The following is a 20,007-nucleotide window of genomic DNA, read 5'->3' as shown; positions in this document are numbered from 1 at the left end:
TGTGCCGTCCAGGCTGCTGCCGGCATGGGCACGAGGTGAGGGAGAAGAGGGAATGAAAAGATCGGCATTCTTGCTGCGGATCGCGCTCGGCCTGACCGTCGCCATGAGTTGTGCGCAGGCGGCGGATGATCGGATTTCACGCTTGCCGCGCCTCGCCGAGCCGCCCGGCGACCCGGATACGGCTGCCGCCTTCGCCATGATCCGCTCGCACGGCGGAGAGCTGATCAACCTGCATCTGACGCTCGGCCACGCCGGCAAGATCTTCTACGCGCGACAGCAGCTGACCTACGCCTTGCGGTTCGACGCGACGACGCCGAGGAAGTTCCGCGAGCTCGCGATCCTGCGTACCGCCGGGATAACGGGCTCGGCTTACGAATTCGCCCAGCATGCGCCGATCGCGCGCGCCTGCGGCTTTACGCCGGCTCAGATCGATCGGCTTGACGCGTGGCAGGAAGGCGGGCTGTTCGATGAGCGCGAGCGCGCCTTGCTCGCCTATGTCGATCAGGTTGTCGGACGCGCCGGCAATGTCGACGACGCGACTTTTGCCGAGCTGTCCCGGTTCTTCTCGCCGCGGGAGATCGTCGAGCTGACGATCACGGCCACCCAATATGTCGCGACCAACCTTCTTGCGAAGTCGCTTGCGATCAAGCCGGAGAGCGATGGGCGCCGTGCGGCGCCAGATCGTTGCTAGATCCGCGCTCTGCGTTTCACCTTTCGCAGTTGCGAAGAGCGCGGGCTGATAGGGGCCATCACCAGAAATTTCTGTCATGCCTTCGCGACGGCTCCTAAAAGCGTCGCACCCCAATGTTCAGAGCGCGACGAAAGCGATGAGGCAAGGCAACGTGGATAACAACAGCGGCAAGGTCCTTTGGATGACGAGCCCGCTGCAGGCGGCCGCCAGTTCGCGGCAGTTTGCCGGCGAGGTGCGGATCGCGGATTGCACGCTGCGCGACGGCGAGCAGCAGGCCGGCGTCGTGTTCACCGCCGCGGAGAAGCTCGCGATCGCCCGCGAACTCGACGCGCTTGGCGTCTACGAGATCGAAGCAGGCACGCCGGCGGTATCGGTGGACGATCGCGATGCGCTGGCGGCGATCGCCGGCGCCGGGCTGCGGGCGAAGGTCAGCGCGCTGGCGCTCGCCCGCCGCCAGGACATCGATCTGGTGAAGAGTTGTGGCGCCTGGGCCGTGCGGCTGAGCCTGCCGATCGGTTACGTCCAGCGCGACAGCAAGCTCGCGCTGGACGATGCGGCGTATCTGACGCGCGCCATCGAGGTGACGACCTATGCGCGCGAGCTGGGGCTCCACGTCATCTTCAGTCCCTACGACACGACCCGTTGCGACATGCGTTTCCTGCAGCACGTCGTCGAGGAGCTGACCCGGCGCGGGACGGTCGATCGCATCCGCCTCGTCGATACATCGGGCTGCGCCACACCGCAGGTCATCGGCGATCTCGTGCGTGAGGTGAAACGGGCGACGCCGGTGGCGCTCGAAGTGCACTGCCACAACGATTTTGGCCTGGCGGTCGCCAACACGATCGCGGGCGCCGAAGCCGGCGCCGAATATCTGTCCGTGACGATCAATGGCATCGGTGAGCGCTCCGGCAATGCCTCACTCGAGGAGGTCGCGGTTGCTCTCCTCGTCCTTTACGGCGTCGACGTCGGCCTCGACACCTCGCGGCTGACGGCGATTTCACGGCTGGTCGAGGACATGTCGAAAGTTCCGTTGCAGCGTCACAAGGCGGTGGTGGGGAGGAATTCGTTCGCTCACGAATCCGGGACGGTGGTCGCCGGCGTCCTCAAGCAGCCCTTCACGGCGGAGGCCTATGCGCCGCAGCTCGTCGGACAGATCAGGGAGATCGTGCTCGGCAAGAAGAGCGGGGCGGCCTCGATCGATCTGAAGCTGTCGCAGTTCGGCTTTTCGGCGACGGACGCGCAGCGGCAGGAGCTCCTGAAGCGGGTCAAGGAAGAGGCGATCCGTACCAAATCGCCGGTCAGCGACGATCGCTTCAGCGTCATCGCGAGCGAAGCGCTGTCGACCCCGGCAGTGCCTTCCTGAGCGGTCGACGTTTTGGCGCCGCCCCGCGCAAGGGCGGGCCTGGGAGCTTGCGACGACGCGAGGTCTCGCTCCCCGAGCGATCGCGATGGTCGTCCGACGAAGCAAGGCGGAGTGGTAAAATGACAAGAAGATCCTGGGTAGCCTCGCTGCTGATTGCGGCCGCCGTTGCGCATCCGTCCGGATTGCAGGCGGCGGAAATCCGCATCGCGGAGCAGTTCTCGCTCGGATATCTGGAATTCATCATCATGAAGCGCGACCGCTTGATCGAGAAGTATGCGGAGAAGCGCGGCATCAAGGACCCCAAGGTCACATGGATGCGCTTCAATGGTCCTTCGACGATGAACGAGGCGCTGCTGTCGAATTCAGCCGACGTCGTGGCGGGCGGCGTTCCCGGCCTTGTGACGCTCTGGGACAAGACCAGGGGAACTGCGCTGGAAGTGAAGGGTATCTGCGCGCTGAGCTCGCAGCCCTTCCTGCTCAATACCAGCAGGGAGAACGTCAAGACGATCGCAGACTTCACCGACAAGGACCGCATCGCGATGCCGTCGGTGAAAGTGTCGGTCCAGGCGGTGATGCTGCAGATGGCGGCCGCCAAGACCTTCGGCGACAAGGATTTCGCCAAGCTCGATCCGCTGACGGTATCGATGACGCCGCCCGACTCGACGCTTGCGCTGATGGGAGGCGCGGGAGGCATCACCGCCGTGTTCAGCGTCCCGCCGTTCCAGTTCCAGCAGGTGAAGCAGCCCAACATCCATACGGTGCTCTCGTCGTTCGATGTGCTGGGGCCGCATACATTCTCCGTCGCCTGGACGACGGCGCGCTTTCGAAAAGACAATCCGGAGCTCTATGGGGCCTTCCTGGACGCGGTCGATGAGGCGACCAGGACCATCAACGCCGACCCGAAGCTCGCGGCCGAGACCTGGATCAAGGACACCAATTCGAACCTGAAGACGGATTTCGTTGCCGAGATCATCGCGGGCAAGGATGTGACCTGGACGCGGGTGCCGCAGGCGAACCTTTCGTTCGCGAAATTCATGCACCGGGTCGGCTCGATCAAGGCCGATCCGGAAAGCTGGAAGGACCTCTATTTTCCGGAAATCCATGACCTCCCCGGTAGCTGACATGGCGATGACCGAAGCGCCGGTAGCCGCGGCAGGAACGGCGCCTGCCGCGCCGCGCGATGGGCAGGCCGTATCGCCCCTGCTCGAGGTCGAGAATCTGACCCTGCGCTATACGACTCCACGCGAGGTCGTCACTGCAACCCGGGCGGTTCATTTTGACGTCCACCGTTCGGACCGCATGGTGCTGCTCGGTCCGTCCGGTTGCGGCAAGTCCAGCCTGCTCAAGGCCGTCGGCGGCTACATCAAACCGGCCGAGGGCACGATCCGTCTCAACGGTCGCCTGGTCACGAAGCCCGGCACCGACCGGATGATGGTGTTCCAGGAGTTCGACCAGCTGCTGCCGTGGAAGACCGTGCTGGGAAACGTGATGTTTCCGCTGGTCAACGCCCGCAAGATGGCCGCTGGGGACGCCGGGAAACGCGCCCGGCACTACATCGAGAAGGTCGGGCTCGCTTCGGCCATGCACAGTTATCCGCATACCCTGTCGGGCGGCATGAAGCAGCGCGTGGCGATCGCGCGTGGCATGGCGATGGAGCCGGATATCCTGCTGATGGACGAGCCGTTCGCGGCGCTCGACGCGCTGACGCGCCGGACCTGCCAGGACGAGCTGTTGCGCCTGTGGGAAGATACGAAGTTCACCGTGCTGTTCGTCACTCACTCGATTCCCGAAGCCATTCGCATCGGGACACGCGTGCTGCTGCTGTCGCCCAATCCCGGCCAGGTTCGGGCTGACGTTCGTAACGTCGACAGTGCGGCCGCCGACGGCAGCACCGCGCAGGTCGAGCAGCGCATTCACGATATTCTTTTTGCCGGAGGAAGCTGAACGTGGCGGTTGAATTCGTCATCCGAAGCCCTGATCCGCAAGCCGCGTCCGCGGCGAGGCAGGAGCGCAGCACCCTTGCGCTATTGTGGGACAGCGCGATCTTCAGGAAGTCGATCGTCCTGATCCTGCTGGCGCTTGCCTGGGAGATCTATGCAGGGCAGCTCAACAATCCCCTGTTGTTTCCGTCGCTGTCCGACACCGTGCTCTCGCTGTTCGAAAATGTCGCATCCGGCCGTCTTCCGGCGCGCGCCGTTTCCTCGCTTTCGGTGCTGCTGATCGGCTATGCGCTCGGCGTCGCGATCGCGTTTGCGCTGACGATCTTCGCCATCACGAGCCGGATTGGAACCGATTTCCTCGAGACCGTCACCGCGATGCTCAATCCGCTGCCGGCGATCGCGCTGCTGCCGCTGGCGCTGATCTGGTTCGGCCTCGGCGACGGCAGCCTCATCTTCGTGCTGATCCATTCCGTGCTCTGGGTGGTCGCATTGAACACGCTGAGCGGGTTCCGCGGCGTGTCGCAGACGCTGCGGATGGTGGGCCGCAATTACGGGCTCGGCGGCCTGGCTTTCGTCAGCAAGATCCTGATTCCTGCGGCGTTCCCCTCGATCCTGACCGGCTTGAAGATCGGCTGGGCCTTTGCCTGGCGCACGCTGATCGCCGCGGAGCTCGTCTTCGGCGCCGCGTCAGGGCAGGGTGGCCTCGGCTGGTTCATTTTCGAAAGCCGCAATACGCTCGATATTCCCGGCGTCTTTGCCGGCCTGTTGACGGTCATCATCATCGGCCTGCTGATGGACAGCATCGTCTTCCGCACCATCGAGCGCGCGACACTGGACCGCTGGGGCATGCGCAGCTAGTACCGCCGATTTGAAGTCCGCGCACGGGCTTCCAAAAATCAGATACGCGGACTTCAAATCGAAAGCGGTGCTGGAATCATCCCGTTTCCAGTGTCCTTGCGAATCAGAAGCACGCAAAAAGGAGGATGCCGCAAGATGCTGCGAACTTCGGATTCGGAACGCTAGATAATGACATTGCGCAAGATCCTGTCCCTCGAAGACTACCGCAAGGCCGCGCGGCGCAGGCTGCCGCACCTGCTCTATAGCTTCATCGCCGGCGGCGCCGAGACGGAGAGCGCGCTGCGCGCAAACGAAGCCGCGTTCGGCCGCTGGGCATTCGTGCCGCGCGTGCTGGTCGACGTCTCTCGCCGCGCGCAGGCCGCCACGCTATTCGGCGTTCCCTATGCTTCGCCATTCGGCATCGCCCCGATGGGGGTCGGTGCGCTCAGCGCCTATCGCTATGACGTCGTGGCAGCGCGTGCGGCGGGGAAGGCGCAAATCCCCTTCATCTTGAGCGCCTCCTCGCTCATTCCGCTCGAGGCGGTGCGCGCCGTTGGCCCGACCACGTGGTATCAGGCCTATCTCCCCGGCGAACCCGCACGGATCGAAGCGCTCGTCGACCGCGTGGCTGCCGCCGGCTTCGATACGCTGGTGCTGACGGCGGACGTGCCGGTCGCGGCCAATCGCGAGAACAATGAGCGCAACGGCTTTTCGGTGCCGTTGCGCCCGAGCCTGCGCCTGGCGCTCGACGGGCTGACGCATCCGCGCTGGCTCCTCGGAACGGCGCTGCGCACCCTTTCCGCGCACGGCATGCCGCATTTCGAGAACATGGATGCGACGCGTGGCCCGCCGGTTCTGTCGCGCGATCTGGTGCGCGCGATCGGACTGCGCGATCAGCTCGCATGGCAGCACCTCGAACTGATCAGGCGGCGATGGCGCGGCCTGCTCGTCGTGAAGGGCATCTTGTCGGCGCAGGATGCGGTGATTGCCCGCGACAGCGGCGCGGACGGCATTATCATATCCAATCACGGCGGCCGGCAGCTCGACGGCGCAGCGGCCCCGCTCGACGTGCTGCCGGAAATCGCGCAAGTCGCGCGCGGTCTCGCCATCATGATCGATGGCGGAATTCGCCGCGGCACCGACGTGCTGAAGGCGCTCGCGCTGGGAGCGCACTTTGTCTTTCTGGGCCGGCCGTTCATGTATGCCGCGGCCGTTGCCGGAGAAGCCGGCATTACGCATGCCGCGCGTCTGCTGGCCCAGGAGATCGACCGCGACTTGGCCTTGCTCGGAGCTAACGCGCTCTCCGCGCTGCAGCCGGACATGGTTCGCCGCCAGGCTTGATCGCCCCCGCGGGCTGCGATCGCGACCGATACTTTGTGCGGCTCGCCAATGCGGCGTCCGACGTAAATCGCGCTTCATCCAATATTCGAAAAGGCTTTTGCTCGCTCATTGCAGCTGCCCGCATTTCGTCGCGCCCCGCCGGGCGCGACGCTCTTGGCCGCAAATATGATTTGACCGGTCAATTGAGAAATGCTTTGATGGCTCCGTTCTGAGGGCCGGCCTAGCCGGCATGCGGTGGATGATGGACCGATTGACCGTGCATGAAGCGCCTGCCGTCGAGGTCGTCGACGTGCGCAAGGAGTTCGCGAACTTCATCGCGCTGCACGGCGTGTCGGTCGACATTCGCCGCAACGAGTTCTTTTCGCTGCTCGGGCCGAGCGGCTGCGGGAAGACCACGCTGTTGCGGATCATCGGCGGTTTCGAGGCGCCGACCGGCGGCGAAGTCCGGATCCACGGCGAGAGCGTCGTGGATCTGCCGCCCTATCGCAGGAAGACCAACATGGTTTTCCAGCATCTGGCGCTGTTTCCGCATCTGAGCGTCGTGGAGAACATCCTTTTTCCGCTTGAGATGAAGCGGACGCCGGCCGCGCTTGCGCGCAAGAAGGCGATGGACGTGCTTGAGATGGTGAGGCTGTCGGGGATGCAGGATCGAAAGATCCACGAGCTTTCTGGCGGCCAGCGTCAGCGCGTCGCGATTGCCCGGGCACTGGTGGGCGATCCGGAGGTCGTCCTGCTGGACGAGCCGCTCGGTGCGCTTGACCTCAAGCTTCGCCTGCAGATGCAGGAAGAGCTGCGGCGGCTGCAGAAGGCGGTCGGCAGCACCTTCATTTTCGTCACGCACGACCAGGCCGAGGCGATCGCGATGTCGGACCGGATCGCGGTCATGCAGGCAGGCCGTATCATCCAGGTCGGAACGCCGCACGACATCTATGAAACGCCGTCATGTCGCTTCGTCGCGGATTTCATCGGACATTCCAACCTGCTCAAGGGTGTCGTGGCGCAAGAGCCCGGTGGCGAGCACTGTGTCGTCTCGGTGGGCGACATCCGTCTGACCGGCCTGTGCCGGGCGACCGTCACGCGCGGCCAGGATGTAACCGTCGCGATCCGCTACGAAAAGATTCGGGTTGCGCGATCGCTGCCAAAAAACTGCAGCAATGCGTTCGATGCCGACGTGGTCGACGTCAAATATCTGGGTTCGGCGTTGCGCCTGAAGCTCGCTTTGTCGCAAGGCCAGCAGTTGCAGGCGGATCTGCCGCCTGATTTCGAGTCGTCAGCGATCCGGCAGGGTGCGCGCGTCACTGTCTCGATCGAGCCGAGCAACGTCGTGGTGCTGGCGGATTGATGCAGGACGGCACCGGACACGAGGTTTCAACAGAAGGGTAAGGGAATGTCCTGGATTGCGGGTGTCGACGTTGGCGGCACGTTCACCGACATTGTGTTGGTCAGTCTCGAAACGCGCGAGGTCGTCATCCGAAAAGTGCCGACATCGGTGCACAACCAGGCCATCGCCTTTGTCGCCGGCCTGAAGCAGGCAGCGCCGCTGGAAGCCATTCAGTCGATCGTGCACGGCACCACGGTCGGCACCAATGCGCTGCTCGAGCGCCGCGGCGCCAAGGCCGGCCTGATCACCTCGAAGGGATTTCGCGACATCCTTGAGCTCGGCCGGCGGACGCGGCCGATGGAATACGGCATGACCGGAAGCTTTGCGCCGCTGATTCCGCGTTACGCCCGTGCCGAGGTGGCCGAGCGCGTCACGGCGCGGGGCGACGTCGTCGTCGCGCTGGACAAGGAAGGACTGAAGGAGGCCGCGCTTGCCCTGAAAGCCGCGGGCGTCGAATCGCTCGCGGTGATGTTCATGCACAGCTACGCCAATCCGGCGCAGGAGCAGGCTGCCCACGCGATCATCAGGGAACTGTGGCCAAACGACTTCATCAGCCTGAGCCACGAGATCCTGCCGGAAGTCGGCGAGTTCGAGCGGGTCTCGACGACCGCGATCAACGCCTATCTGCAGCCCCTGCTGGACAAGTATCTGAACAGCGTCGATGGCGGGCTCAAGTCGTCGGGCTACCGCAAATCGTTCCGCGTGATGCAGTCCAACGGCGGAGCATTGTCGGTCGAGAACACGATCCGCCAGGCCTGCCGTAGCGTGCTTTCGGGGCCGGCCGGCGGCGCCATCGCGGCCGCCTGGATCGGGCGCGAGGCGGGCGAGAAGCACATCGTGTCGGCCGATATGGGCGGCACCAGCTTCGACGTATCCTTGATCGTCAACGGCGAGCCGGCGCTGGCCGATCAGAAGGAGTTCGACTACGGCATCCCGTCGCGGATTCCGATGATCGACATCGAGACCATCGGGGCGGGTGGCGGCAGCATCATCTATCTCGACGAAAGCGGCATCCTCCACGTCGGCCCGGAGAGCGCCGGGTCGGAGCCTGGCCCGATCTGCTATGGCCGCGGCGGTACTCGGCCGACTGTGGCGGATGCCAATTTCCTGCTGGGCCGGCTCGAAACTGCAAATTTCCTCGCCAAGCCTGTCGACCTGAGGGCCCAGGTCTGGACCGCCTTCGAAGCGCTCGGCCGCGACCTCGGGACGACGGCGCTGGGCGCCGCCGAGGCCGCGCTGCGTGTCATCGACATCAACATGGCCGGAGCGATCCGCAGGATTTCGCTGGAGAAGGGCTTTGATACCCGCGAATTCACGCTGGTGCCGTTCGGAGGGGCCGGGCCGCTGCATGCCTGCAGCATCGCCGATCACCTGCACATTCCCAAGGTGCTGGTGCCGACCTGGCCCGGCGTGACGTCGGCGCTCGGATGCCTGATGGCCGACGTCCGGCATGACGACACCTGGACGGTCCATCGCCTGACCTCGCAGCTCGAGCCGGGCCAGACCGCATCGCTGTTTACGCGGATGCGCGCACGTGTGCTCGGCGTGTTCGAGGCCGACGGCATCGCGCCTGATCAGGTCGAATTGCGATACGAGGCGGCCCTGCAATATGACGGCCAGACCCACCGGCTGACGGTTCATTTGCCGAACGACGACGTCGACGGCGATGCGCTGGCGCGCATGTTCGAAGCCGAGCATCACAAGCGCTATGGAGTCACGGTGGATGTTCCGGTGCGCCTGATCAATCTGCGGCTCCGCGCGTCGGCGGCGGCGCCACTTACCTTCGATATTGACCATCCGGCGCTGCCCACCAAGGAAGGCGCACCGCGCACGTCGCGGATCGTTTTCGATGGCGAAGGCTACGAGGTGCCGGTCTGGCGTCGCGAGGCGATGACGGCAGCAACCGTGGTTGCGGGGCCGGCGCGGATCGACCAGGCCGATACCACCACCATCGTGCCGCCGGGCTGGACCGCCCGGCTGGACAAGCTCGGCAACATCTCGATCGTTCGGGGAGCAAACTAGTCATGATCGACGCCATCACGCTGACCGTCCTGCAGAACCGCTTCCGGCAGATTGCGGAGGAGATGGACATCATCTTCGATCGCGCCGCGTTCTCGCCGATCATTTCCGAGGGCCGAGACCGGGCATGCGGAATCTATCGCCGCGAGAGCGGCCGGCTGATCGCGCAAGGGTCGACCGGGATGCCGATCCATATCGGCGCCATGCAGTTCGCGGTCTCCTCCATCGTCGAAAACCGCAGGGAACACCGGCCGGGCGACATCTACATGACCAATTGCCCCTATCTTGGCGGCACGCACCTGATGGACGTGAAGCTGGTGATGCCGGTCTTTCATGACGGCAAGCTGTTCTGCTTCCTGGGGTCCAGCGGGCATTGGCCCGACATCGGCGGCGCCGCGCCGGGCGGCTACGTGACCAAGGCGACCGAGGTGCAGCAGGAAGGCTTGCGCGTCGCGGGCATCAAGCTCTACCGCGACGGCGAGGTCGAGCCGGACCTGCTGCGGCTCATTCTGGACAATGTCCGCGTGCCCACGCAGCGGCTCGGCGATCTCCATGCGCAGGTGGCCTCGCTGAAGGCGGGCGAAGCGGAAGTGCATCGCCTGATCGCGGCCTACGGGGCCGACCGCCTCGATGCGGCGATTGAGCAGCTCGAACGCCGCGCCGCGCGCCTGGTGCGCGAGAAGATCGCCCAGCTCAAGCCGGGCAAGTACAGTTTCGAGGACATGATGGACAATGACGGCGTCCAGAATGAGCCGCTGCACATTCGCCTCGACATGGAGATCAAGCCGGACCGGATCGTGTTCGACTTCAGCCGCAGCTCAAAGCCCTGCCGCGGCCCGCTGAATTCAGTGATCGCGACGACGGCCTCCGCCGTCTACATCTCGTTCAAGCACGCCTTTCCCGAAATCCCGATGAATGCCGGCTGTTTCGAGCCGATCGAGGTAATCGCACCGACCAGCACCTTCCTGAACGCGCAGTATCCCCGTCCCGTATCAGGATGCGCGGCGGAAGTGTCGCAGCGCATCGTCGACACCTGCTTTGGCGCCTTGGCGCAGGTGGTGCCGGAGCGTCTGCATGGCGCGCCGGTCGGAACATCGGCCAATGTGGCGCTCGGCGGCCACAACGAGCAGGGCGAGGATCGCTACATCCTCTATTTCTACACCGGCGGAGGCCATGGCGGTTTCGTCGCCGGCGACGGCATCTCGAACGCCTGCACTTCGGTGGGGCTCGCCAAGACGCCGCCGCTGGAGGTGGTCGAGCAGTATGCGCCGGTCCTGTTCGAGGAATATGCGTTGCGCCAGGATTCCGGTGGTGCCGGCGCGTTCAGGGGCGGGCTCGGCGTGCAGTACAGCCTGCGGCTGCTCAGTGGCGAGGGACGCATGTCGGTTCTGGGCGATCGCGGCCAGCGCGGCCCGTTCGGCGTCCTCGGTGGCAGAAACGGTGCGCCGACCAGGGTGTCGATGCGCGTCAACGCGCAAGACTACGTTCCGGAAATGGGCACCAAGGACGAGAACGTTCCTTTCGCGGCCGGAGACGTCATCAGGGTCGAGACGCCGGGCGGCGGCGGTTATGGCGATCCGGCCTCGCGCAGCCGCGCGTTGATCAGCCACGACCTTGCCAATGGCTATATCTCGGAAGCGTTCGCGGCCCGGCATTATCCGTGAGCAAAGCGGGCTCCGGCATTGCCGGAGCCCGTTACGGTTCTAGTTCTGCACCAGCTCGTGGATCGGAATGCCCGTCGGGTATTTTGCCGTGACAGTCTTGGTCACGTCAAAATTCAGCGTGGCGCCCTCGGTCTTTGCCAGCGTGATGGTGAAGTGCGACTGCTTGTCGAGCGAGCGCACGATGCAGCCCTCGATCAAATGGCCCATGAAGGTCTCGCCGGCGACCGTGATGGTCGCGTGCACGTGCAGATAAGGCTCGCCGGCGCGATTGATGATTCCGGATACCTTTTCCGAATCATACGTCGCGACCGTCCGGCCGATGATGCCGAGCGCCTGGCATTCAATCAGGCCGCCTTCCCATTCGCGCACGCCGGGCGGTGCATCGTTGGAGTCGGCCTTTACCGGCATGCTGAGCCGGGCCTTGCGCAAGCCGCCGATGACGTTGAGAACGTAGCCGGTGGAGATGTTCTCGCGCCGGCAGATTTCCATGATCTCGTTGTAGAGATCGGCATCCTTGGACAGTTGCGCGTAGATGATGTCGGTGACCCGTGCTTTGGCGATGACGTCGACCATGGCTCTTTGCTTTCGTTGTTCGCTGGTGCCGCTGGCGCGAGATCCGACCGGCACGCTCTTGCAATTGACCGGTCATATGTCTCACCGCGGCTTGGGCCCGTCAAGGCGGTCGCATGCTCGCGGCTGCGCGTGCCGGATCAGCGGCGATGAAGATGCGCATCACCGATCGTGAAAGCGAGGGCCCTGCGGAGGGACGTGCAGCCTGCTGCGGCCGCTGGCGGCTTAGCGGAACTGCCCGCGGTGCACTTCGCTCTTGTAGGTGAAGATATCGCCGGGATGGGTATCCACGGTGACCTCGATCGGCTTCGAGTTCGGTCCGCAGTACCAGCGGACGATTTCGAGCGCGGGCGATTTCCTCGAGATCTGGAGCAGATCGGCGCGCTCCGGCGTGACGATGACCGCACGGAGCTCCTGCTGCACGGTGCGGATGGCCAGGTTGAACTTCTCCTCGATCATGGCGAAGACGCGCGGGGGAAAGCGATCGATATCGTCCGAGATTCCCGCATAATCGGGGTGAACGTAGATCTCGGCGACACAGATCGGTTTTTCGGACCGCCCGGCGCGGCGCACGCCGATCAGATGCAGCCAGTTGCCGCCCATCTGGGTGCGGCCTTCGCGCAGCTGCGGCGGGATCTTGACGATCTCGCGATCGACGATCTCAAGCTTGTATTCGGTGCCCATCCGCGCCCAATCATGAAACACGTCGCCTTCCGTCACCTGCTGCTTGATCGGATAACGCGAGACAACCTCGGTCCCGAGCCGGGGTCGCCGATAGACGAAGCCCTGGGCCTCCAGATAGTCGAGCGCGGCGATCGCGGTGGCGCGGCTGATCCGGTGCTTGGCGACGAGCTGGTGCTCGGTGGGCAGTTTTGAACCGATGGGATATTTGCCGGCGGTGATCCTGCTTTCGAGTGCTTCCGCAATCTGCCGATAAAGCGGTTGGCGTTTGCCGTCGGTCCCGTCGGCGTTGTCCCGTTTCATTGCGTGCGCTCTCAGCGGTGGTTGTTCTGTTTCGAAGGCCGGCTTGTCGGCGGACCAAAATACCAGGAAATGTGTAGCCGATCTCGCGGCTTGCGCAAGCACTGCGTGGCGCCGGCCAGCATACGAAATCGCAATCTGCAAAATCCGATTGATTTGTTCGGTCAATTGGGTCTAGCATCCGGCAGGATCAGAACGACGGCCGTTCGCCGCAACGGCGAGCCGGCTCAATCCGGAGGAGACATGCGTCAGGTCGGGGCCACGACACGACCGCGGCTGCGCGCGCCGGCGATCGCCGGCACGCTGATGGTCGCGCCGGCAGCACTGTGGCTGCTCGCCTTCAGCATTCTTCCGATCGTGCTGATGCTGGTCATGTCGTTTTGGCGATCGACGATCTTCTCCACCGAGCCGGACTGGAACCTCGACAACTACCTCGCGGTGATCGCCGATCCGACCTACGCCTACACCATGCTGCGCACCGTACGGATCGCGGCGATCACGACGCTGTTGTCGCTCGTGCTGTCCTATCCGGTGGCCTGGACGATGGCGCGCGCGACCGGCCGCGCGAAATCGCTGTTGACGCTCGCCGTCTTCCTTCCGTTCTGGACGAGCTACGTCATTCGTACCTTCGTCTGGGTGCCGATGCTCGGCCGCAACGGCCTGGTCAGCTACGGCCTGCAGTCGATCGGATTGGCCGATATCTCCGTCGACGGTTTGCTCTACAACGAGGGCGCGGTTTATGTCGGCCTGATCTATGTCTACGCGTTGTTCATGATCCTGCCGATCTATATCTCCTTGAGCAAGCTCGATCCCGCCATCCTCGAGGCGTCTGCCGACCTCGGCGCGGGCCCGGTCAAGACCTTCATTCGTGTCGTTCTTCCGCTCAGCATGACCGGCGTGCTGTCGGGCTGCACGATGGTCTTCCTGCTGAGTTGCGGGGCCTATGTCACGCCGCAGCTGCTTGGCGGCACGTCGGGCCAGATGTTCGGCAACGTCATTGCAAGCCAGTTTCTTGGTGCCAACAACTGGGCGCTGGGCAGCGCGTTATCGGTCGCGCTGATCTCGGTGGTGATGACCGTGCTGCTGTTTTCCGGACGAAAGGTCGGCTTGCGGCAACTGCTTTCAGGTGGTGAGGCATGAGCACGGCGGCCACAAGAAATCCCATCGAGGGGATGTCGGCTCCTGCGCGCCGGGTCCGGCGATCGCTGTCGCCATGGGTCGTGGGAACACGGATCTACCTCGCGATCTTCTTCCTGCTGCTCTATGCCCCGATTTGCACGCTGGCGCTGCTGTCGGTCAACGATTCGGTCTTTGTCGGGCTGCCGATCAAGGGGCTTACGCTGCGCTGGTATGCGGTGATCGCCCATGATCCCGCGCTTCACCACGCGCTCGCTAACAGTGTGCTGCTCGGGATCACAAGCGGAGCCATCGCAACTGTTCTCGCGCTGCTGATGGCGATGGGTTTCCGCCGCCGCGTCTTCCTCAAGTCCGTGCTGCTGCAGATCGTGCTGATTCCGATCGTGGTGCCGGGCGTGGTCAGCGGCGTCGTGCTCCTGATGTTCTTCGGCTACCTGGGGGTGCCGTTCGGCGTCTGGACGACCGCGCTGGTTGCGCATGTCAGCTGGGCGCTGCCGTTCGCATTCATGACGCTGTATCCACGCCTCCACATGTTCGACCGTTCGCTGGAGGAGGCGGCCATGGATCTCGGCGCGACGCCGCTCGTGACGTTCCGCCGCATCGTGTTCCCGCTGATCCGGCCCGCCGTGATCGCGACCTTCCTGTTCGCATTCACACTGTCGTTCGACGAGTTTATCCGCACGCTGTTCCTGATCGGCACCGAGCGGACGGTGCCGACCCATCTGTGGACTCTGGTCGTGCAGGAAATGTCGCCATTCATGCCGGCGGTCGGCATGACCATCACGCTGATCTCGATCGCGGTTTCGCTCGCGGGGTTCTGGGTTGCGGGGCGCGACAGCAACGCGGGCGTCGCTGCGGAATGATGCTTTCCGCTTGAAGGAGGTTGGGGGCCATGGGTGCAAATCGCAAATTGAACGCCATTTCGCGGCGGGAGCTGCTCGCCGGCGCGGGCGCCGCCGGCATGCTGGCGATGATGCCGCAACTGTCTGCGGCCGAGCCAGTCGGCTTCATGGGCGTCAATGCGCTGCTCGCGGGCCCGTTGCGCGACATCCTGCAGCAGAGCGTCGGCCGGGAGATCAAGGACGGCCCGTTCGTCTCCACGACCGACAATGTCACGCGGCTGGCGACGCCGGGCGGGGCGAACCTGTTCGACGTCATGATCGGGACCACCAGCCTGTCGAAGGCCGGCGCGCTCGGGCCGAAATCGGGGATGGAGCGTGTGCGTGCTTTCGATCTGTCGAAGGTGCCGAACGCGGCGCAGCTCGAAACCTTTCTCAAGAAGGATGTCGTCACCCGCGACGGCCAGACCTTCATGATCCCGGTCTTCCTCGGCTTCGACACGGTCATCTACAACCGCAAGGAAGTGCAGGATGACGACATCCAGTCCTGGGGAGCGATCTTCGAGGACAAATATGCCGGCCGCATCGCCTGGATGGACACAGCTCAGCAGATGATCTTTGCCGCCGGGCTTTATCTTGGCCACGCCGAACCCGAGAAGATCAAGGGCAAGGATCTCGACGAGGTCACGAACTTCCTCATCAAGAAGAAAAAGAACGTACGGACCTTCTGGACGACGTTTGCACAGGAAGTAGGACTGTTTGCCAGCGGCGAGGTGGTCGTGGCCTATGCGCCGATCCCGGTTCGCACCGAGCTGCGCCAGAAGGGGCTCGACATCGGCTCGGCCTGGGTCAAGGAAGGCGTATTGTCGTTCTCGCAGAGCGCCTATATCCCGAAGTCCGCGAAGAATCCGGAAGGCGGCGAGGCCCTCGTCAATGCCATGCTCGGCAAGGATTATGCCTCGGAGATCACGAAGGTGAACGGCTATCTGGCGACAACCACGGCCGGCTCGGAGGGCCTGTCCGAGGCCGAGCGGACCACGCTCGGCTACGCCATCTTCGACGGCAAGATCAAGAGCCACGAGCTGTCATTCCCCGACGACATCAGCAACTGGATCACCGCATTCAACCGCGTCAAGAGCGCCTGAGGCGCGCCATTCGCCCGTTTCCGGCCGCGGCCGGCGCGCCGCCGCGCCGCAACTTTTATCCGGGCATCGGAACCGCTATTGTCCGTCGGACAATCAGGCGGAGCATCATCTTGAAGCGGCGCGGCCACAACACGGCAATCATCGGCGAGCGGACACGGCAGCAGATACTGGATGTCGCGGAACGACTGTTTGCCGAGCATGGGCCGGAAGAGGTTTCGATTCGAGCCATCGCGGCCGCCGCCGACACCAATCTGGGCTCGGTCAACTACCATTTTGGCTCGAAGGAGAAGCTGTTCGAGGAGATCTTCCGCCGCAGGGTCGTTCCCCTGAACGAGCAGCGCCTCATTCGGCTGGACGCGGCCGAAGCGGAGGCAGGGCACGGCCGGTCGCCTCCGCTCGAATCCATTATCGAGGCGCTGGTCAGCCCGCCACTGCGGCTCGCCGCGGAAGCGGCCGGCAATGCCCGCGCGATGGTCGTCATGCAGTTTCTGAGCCATGCATTTTCCTCGCCCAACGAAACCGCGTTCCTGGAAAAGTATTATGAGCCGGTTCGCTCGCGGTTCATCGGCGCGCTCGCGCGCGCGCTGCCGCACCTGTCGCTGAACGAAGTGATCTGGCGCTACAATTTCGTGATCGGCGCCATCATCTACGCCATGGGCGGCCCATCACGAATGACGCGGCCGCCGAAGGGGTTGCAGGGAAAGCACAAGGCGCAGCGCGTAAGCGGCGATCAGGCGATCCGTGAACTGGTGGCCTATGCGGCCGCGGGCTTCCGCGCAGCCGCGGCGCTGAGCGAAAGCCGCGGTCCCGGACGCGCAGCCGGCCCGGCGCGGCGCACGCAGCGCTAGCCGGCCTCTTGCGGTCGCGAAACGGTACCCTTGACATGTCCATTCAATCAAACGATCGTATGAATAAGAGGCGAGCAAGCGCCTCCGTACGGGAGAAACGCCATGGGGTGGCTGCGAGAGCTCGACGATCGCGAGCGCAAGACGATGATCGCGACCGGCGGGGGCTGGGCGCTCGACGCCTTCGATGTCCAGGTTTACAGCTTTGTTGTTCCGACCTTGATCTCGCTTTGGGGGATCAGTCGCACCGATGCGGGTCTGCTCGGCACCGCGGCGCTGCTGATTTCGGCGTTGGGCGGCTGGCTGACCGGGGTCCTGGCGGATCGCTTCGGTCGGGTACGGATGCTTCAGATCACCATCGTCTGGTTTGCGGTCTTCACTTTCCTGAGCGGCTTCACCAGCAACTTCACCGAACTGCTGATATGCCGGGGGCTGCAGGGCCTGGGCTTTGGCGGCGAATGGGCCGCAGGCTCCGTGCTGATCGGCGAGGTCATCCGCGCGCAATACCGCGGCCGTGCGGTCGGGGTCGTTCAGGCCTCCTGGCATATCGGCTGGGGCGCTTCGGCCATTCTGTTCACGCTGCTGTTCTCCCTGCTGCCGGCCGACATCGCGTGGCGTGCGATGTTCTGGGTCGGGTTGCTGCCGGCCCTGTTCGTCCTCTATATCCGCAAGTCGGTCCGCGAGCCGGACGTGTTCGATCGCGCGCGCGCCCGCGACGGTGGCGAGGCCACCTTTGCCGGGATCTTCAGCATCTTCGCGCCGGCCTATCTCGTCCGTACGATCCTGTGCGTGCTGGTGGCGGCAGGCGTGCAGGGCGGCTACTACGCGCTGTCGATCTGGCTGCCGACCTATCTCAAGACCACGCGCGACCTCTCGGTATTGAACACGGGCGGCTATCTGCTCGTGATCATCGTGGGGGCCTGGTGCGGCTGCGTGGCGGCTGCGCACCTGGCCGATGCGATCGGGCGGCGCAGGACGTTCTTCGTGTTCGCCATTGCTGCCTCCGTGCTCGCCTTCGCTTACACGCATTTGCCACTGGGCGACACCGCGATCCTGCTGCTCGGGTTTCCGCTCGGCTTCTGCGCCAACGGCATATTCGCGCCGATGGGACCGTTTCTGACCGAGCTTTTCCCCACACGGATTCGCGGCACGGCGCAGGGCTTCTGCTTCAACGCCGGTCGCGCGATCGGCGCCCTGTTTCCAACCCTGGTCGGCTATCTCAGCGCGACGCTCGACCTCGGCCAGGCCATCGGCGTCTTCACGGTCGGCGCCTATGCCATCCTGATCGTCGCAGCGCTGTTCCTGCCTGAGACCAACGGAACCGATCTCGCCGCCGAGCAGGAGCGCGCGATGCCGCCGCACGAGCAGCTTGGAGCACCCGGCCGCTCGGGGCAGGCGGCGACGTGAACAATGGAATAAAGTGTCGGGTGACCGTCCCTGGCCGCCCCAACCGCTTTGTCGACGGGACGAAATTCTTCACGGCGGCGCGAAACAGCTAGCTCGTATCGTCGTCGGCTTTGCCCGGGGATTGGCCTTGAAAGCGCTGGCCCTGCTGCGGGCCGCGTTCGCTATCGATATTTTTAACTTAAGGAATTCTTCAGATTTGCCGGTCTGTCGACAGACGGGCGGTCGCCCGACCGGCACGCTCCAGCACCTGGATTACAAATATGTAATGGCTGGAGGCATTGGCAACGCGGGCGAATCGGCAAACCCTGTTTGATCCTGGACGCGTGGACAATGCCGGACAAGCGATGTGCGCAAAGCGAGCCGCGCCAATTCCGACCACCGGAGCTGACAGCGGCTGGGGACCGCGTCGGGCGCAGGAAGCGAGGCTGCGTCAGCTAGAGCTTTTGCTCCACGAGCCGCGCGAGGATGTCGTCGCTCTCGAAATTGAACGGGCCGTCCTGCTTGCCGCGATTAACCGTCGTGAGGACGCCAAGCTCGCCTTTGTCGGCATCCTGCGAAAATTCCCGACCCACTTCAGCGCACTGAATGAATTCGGCGCCCTCCTGACGGACATGGGCGCGATCGATGCGGCCTGCCGTGTTTATTCGGAAGCGATACTGCATCATCCGGGAAATCCGATGGGCCATGTCAACCTCGCCAATCTGCTTTTGCGTGCCAACAAGCATGAGGATGCACGTCGACATTATGAGGCGGCGTTGCAGATCGACCCCGACCACGCGACCGCGCATCAGGGGCTTGGGGCGGTGCTGGCGGATCTGGGCGAGCGCGCCGATGCGCGCGAGCATTTCAGGAAAGGCTTTCGGCAGCACGCGATCTCCACTTTGCCTTACCGTGGCGACAAGGCGCCGCTGCAGCTGTTGCAATTGGTATCCTCGGGTGGCGGCAACATCCCGACCAGCCTGCTTCTCGACGACATGCGCTATCAGACCACCATTCTCGTGGCCGACCACTTCGATGCCTCGGCAGGACTGCCGCCGCATCGGCTGATCTTCAACGCGATCGGCGATGCTGATCTTTGCGCGGAGGCTTTGGAGGTCGCCAGCCGCCTTGTTGCGCAGACCGCCGTACCCGTCATCAACGATCCCAAGGCGGTGCTGAAGACCGGTCGGATCGAGAACACGGTGCGCCTTCGGGGCGTAGGAGGCGTCAAGACGGCGCGAACGATGGCGGTGGCTCGAAAGCTTTTGGCCGGCCCCGATGGCGCGGATGCCCTGGCCGGGCGAGGCTTTGTCTTCCCGGTGCTTTTGCGCTCTCCCGGCTATCACACCGGCCGCAATTTCTCGCTGGTACGACAGGCGGCCGACCTGTGCGAGGCCGTAGCCGCGCTTCCCGGCGAGGAACTTCTCGTCATCGAGCATTTGAATGCGCGCGGCAAAGATGGCAACGCGCGGAAGTACCGCGTGATGATCATCGACGGCCGGCTCTATCCGCTGCATCTGGCGATATCGCAGGACTGGAAAGTCCATTACTTCACGTCCGATATGGCGGCAAACCCGGAGCATCGTCTGGAGGAAGCCGAATTTTTGGAAGATATGCCGGCTGTGCTTGGCGAAAAGGCCATGGCTGCCCTTGCAGGGATTGGAAACGTGCTCGGCCTCGATTATGCGGGGGTCGATTTCGCCCTCGATGACGACGGAAAGGTGCTGCTGTTCGAAACCAACGCCACGATGGTGATCGCCAAGCCGGCAGACGACCCACGCTGGGCTTATCGCCACAGGGCGATCGAGAAGGCCCTCGATGCCGTTGCTGCCATGATCGCGACAAGGACGGCTGCGTAGCCCGCGGCT

The 20,007-nt window shown here is 64.1% G+C and carries 18 protein-coding genes; 16 read left to right on the top strand and 2 right to left on the bottom strand.

The window, feature by feature from the left end; translation table 11 throughout:
* Positions 1-52 precede the first annotated feature (52 nt).
* The 9 genes from QOU61_RS31880 to QOU61_RS31840 all read left to right on the top strand — a co-directional run bounded on the left by QOU61_RS31880 (position 53) and on the right by QOU61_RS31840 (position 11,236).
* Positions 53-691 (top strand): carboxymuconolactone decarboxylase family protein, encoded by a 639-nt coding sequence (locus tag QOU61_RS31880; RefSeq protein WP_289655150.1) that lies wholly within the window; start codon positions 53-55, stop codon positions 689-691.
* A gap of 151 nt (positions 692-842) precedes the next feature.
* Positions 843-2,054, top strand: a complete 1,212-nt coding sequence (locus QOU61_RS31875; RefSeq protein WP_289655149.1) for a hydroxymethylglutaryl-CoA lyase-like TIM-barrel protein — start codon at positions 843-845, stop codon at positions 2,052-2,054.
* 119 nt (positions 2,055-2,173) lie between these two features.
* On the top strand, positions 2,174-3,175 hold the full coding sequence (locus QOU61_RS31870) for an ABC transporter substrate-binding protein (protein ID WP_289655148.1): 1,002 nt from the start codon (positions 2,174-2,176) through the stop codon (positions 3,173-3,175).
* Positions 3,176-3,182: 7 nt separating this feature from the next.
* The gene (locus QOU61_RS31865; RefSeq protein WP_289661977.1) at positions 3,183-3,998 is read left to right on the top strand and encodes an ABC transporter ATP-binding protein; all 816 of its coding nucleotides are present in this window, start codon (positions 3,183-3,185) and stop codon (positions 3,996-3,998) included.
* A gap of 2 nt (positions 3,999-4,000) precedes the next feature.
* A complete protein-coding gene (locus tag QOU61_RS31860; RefSeq protein WP_502876845.1) occupies positions 4,001-4,852 on the top strand; it encodes an ABC transporter permease in 852 nt (283 codons plus the stop codon).
* Between the two features lie 168 nt (positions 4,853-5,020).
* Positions 5,021-6,172, top strand: coding sequence for an alpha-hydroxy acid oxidase (locus tag QOU61_RS31855; protein WP_289655147.1), 1,152 nt, complete (start codon positions 5,021-5,023; stop codon positions 6,170-6,172).
* Positions 6,173-6,410: 238 nt separating this feature from the next.
* Positions 6,411-7,514, top strand: coding sequence for an ABC transporter ATP-binding protein (locus QOU61_RS31850; protein ID WP_289655146.1), 1,104 nt, complete (start codon positions 6,411-6,413; stop codon positions 7,512-7,514).
* A gap of 45 nt (positions 7,515-7,559) precedes the next feature.
* Positions 7,560-9,575, top strand: a complete 2,016-nt coding sequence (locus tag QOU61_RS31845) for a hydantoinase/oxoprolinase family protein (protein WP_289655145.1) — start codon at positions 7,560-7,562, stop codon at positions 9,573-9,575.
* 2 nt (positions 9,576-9,577) lie between these two features.
* Positions 9,578-11,236 carry a hydantoinase B/oxoprolinase family protein gene (locus tag QOU61_RS31840; RefSeq protein WP_289655144.1) on the top strand — a complete coding sequence of 553 codons (1,659 nt, stop codon included), beginning with the start codon at positions 9,578-9,580 and terminating at the stop codon, positions 11,234-11,236.
* 39 nt (positions 11,237-11,275) lie between these two features.
* On the opposite strand, the gene QOU61_RS31835 is transcribed toward QOU61_RS31840, so the two are convergent.
* Both QOU61_RS31835 and QOU61_RS31830 read right to left on the bottom strand, forming a co-directional pair.
* On the bottom strand, positions 11,276-11,809 hold the full coding sequence (locus tag QOU61_RS31835; RefSeq protein ID WP_289655143.1) for a PPC domain-containing DNA-binding protein: 534 nt from the start codon (positions 11,807-11,809) through the stop codon (positions 11,276-11,278).
* Positions 11,810-12,031: 222 nt separating this feature from the next.
* Positions 12,032-12,790 carry a GntR family transcriptional regulator gene (locus QOU61_RS31830; protein ID WP_289655142.1) on the bottom strand — a complete coding sequence of 253 codons (759 nt, stop codon included), beginning with the start codon at positions 12,788-12,790 and terminating at the stop codon, positions 12,032-12,034.
* A 240-nt stretch (positions 12,791-13,030) separates the two neighbouring features.
* On the opposite strand from QOU61_RS31830, the gene QOU61_RS31825 reads away from it, so the two are divergent.
* From QOU61_RS31825 to QOU61_RS31795, 7 genes are all read left to right on the top strand, one after another.
* A complete protein-coding gene (locus tag QOU61_RS31825; RefSeq protein ID WP_289655141.1) occupies positions 13,031-13,927 on the top strand; it encodes an ABC transporter permease in 897 nt (298 codons plus the stop codon).
* Complete coding sequence (locus QOU61_RS31820) at positions 13,924-14,787, top strand: ABC transporter permease (protein ID WP_289655140.1); 864 nt, start codon at positions 13,924-13,926, stop codon at positions 14,785-14,787. The genes QOU61_RS31825 and QOU61_RS31820 overlap by 4 nt, the downstream gene beginning before the upstream one ends.
* Before the next feature lie 29 nt (positions 14,788-14,816).
* Complete coding sequence (locus tag QOU61_RS31815; protein WP_289655139.1) at positions 14,817-15,908, top strand: ABC transporter substrate-binding protein; 1,092 nt, start codon at positions 14,817-14,819, stop codon at positions 15,906-15,908.
* Positions 15,909-16,018: 110 nt separating this feature from the next.
* The gene (locus QOU61_RS31810; RefSeq protein ID WP_289655138.1) at positions 16,019-16,756 is read left to right on the top strand and encodes a TetR/AcrR family transcriptional regulator; all 738 of its coding nucleotides are present in this window, start codon (positions 16,019-16,021) and stop codon (positions 16,754-16,756) included.
* Between the two features lie 102 nt (positions 16,757-16,858).
* Positions 16,859-18,160, top strand: a complete 1,302-nt coding sequence (locus tag QOU61_RS31805) for an MFS transporter (RefSeq protein ID WP_289655137.1) — start codon at positions 16,859-16,861, stop codon at positions 18,158-18,160.
* Positions 18,161-18,287: 127 nt separating this feature from the next.
* Complete coding sequence (locus QOU61_RS31800; RefSeq protein ID WP_289655136.1) at positions 18,288-18,473, top strand: hypothetical protein; 186 nt, start codon at positions 18,288-18,290, stop codon at positions 18,471-18,473.
* Positions 18,439-19,998, top strand: a complete 1,560-nt coding sequence (locus tag QOU61_RS31795) for a tetratricopeptide repeat protein (RefSeq protein ID WP_289655135.1) — start codon at positions 18,439-18,441, stop codon at positions 19,996-19,998. Before QOU61_RS31800 ends, QOU61_RS31795 begins: the two co-directional genes overlap by 35 nt.
* The last annotated feature ends 9 nt before the right edge of the window (positions 19,999-20,007 follow it).

Source organism: Bradyrhizobium sp. NP1 (assembly GCF_030378205.1).
Classification (GTDB): domain Bacteria; phylum Pseudomonadota; class Alphaproteobacteria; order Rhizobiales; family Xanthobacteraceae; genus Bradyrhizobium.
Note: the sequence above shows the minus strand (reverse complement) of the source record. Positions and strands in the feature narration are given on the sequence as shown.

What these genes read in the sequence shown, in the direction of transcription:
- QOU61_RS31880 (WP_289655150.1), top strand. Translation starts at nt 53, where the DNA reads ATGAAAAGATCGGCATTCTTGCTGCGGATCGCGCTCGGCCTGACCGTC.
- QOU61_RS31870 (WP_289655148.1), top strand. Translation starts at nt 2,174, where the DNA reads ATGACAAGAAGATCCTGGGTAGCCTCGCTGCTGATTGCGGCCGCCGTT.
- QOU61_RS31865 (WP_289661977.1), top strand. Translation starts at nt 3,183, where the DNA reads ATGACCGAAGCGCCGGTAGCCGCGGCAGGAACGGCGCCTGCCGCGCCG.
- QOU61_RS31855 (WP_289655147.1), top strand. Translation starts at nt 5,021, where the DNA reads ATGACATTGCGCAAGATCCTGTCCCTCGAAGACTACCGCAAGGCCGCG.
- QOU61_RS31850 (WP_289655146.1), top strand. Translation starts at nt 6,411, where the DNA reads ATGATGGACCGATTGACCGTGCATGAAGCGCCTGCCGTCGAGGTCGTC.
- QOU61_RS31845 (WP_289655145.1), top strand. Translation starts at nt 7,560, where the DNA reads ATGTCCTGGATTGCGGGTGTCGACGTTGGCGGCACGTTCACCGACATT.
- QOU61_RS31840 (WP_289655144.1), top strand. Translation starts at nt 9,578, where the DNA reads ATGATCGACGCCATCACGCTGACCGTCCTGCAGAACCGCTTCCGGCAG.
- QOU61_RS31835 (WP_289655143.1), bottom strand. Translation starts at nt 11,809, where the DNA reads ATGGTCGACGTCATCGCCAAAGCACGGGTCACCGACATCATCTACGCG.
- QOU61_RS31830 (WP_289655142.1), bottom strand. Translation starts at nt 12,790, where the DNA reads ATGAAACGGGACAACGCCGACGGGACCGACGGCAAACGCCAACCGCTT.
- QOU61_RS31825 (WP_289655141.1), top strand. Translation starts at nt 13,031, where the DNA reads ATGCGTCAGGTCGGGGCCACGACACGACCGCGGCTGCGCGCGCCGGCG.
- QOU61_RS31820 (WP_289655140.1), top strand. Translation starts at nt 13,924, where the DNA reads ATGAGCACGGCGGCCACAAGAAATCCCATCGAGGGGATGTCGGCTCCT.
- QOU61_RS31815 (WP_289655139.1), top strand. Translation starts at nt 14,817, where the DNA reads ATGGGTGCAAATCGCAAATTGAACGCCATTTCGCGGCGGGAGCTGCTC.
- QOU61_RS31805 (WP_289655137.1), top strand. Translation starts at nt 16,859, where the DNA reads ATGGGGTGGCTGCGAGAGCTCGACGATCGCGAGCGCAAGACGATGATC.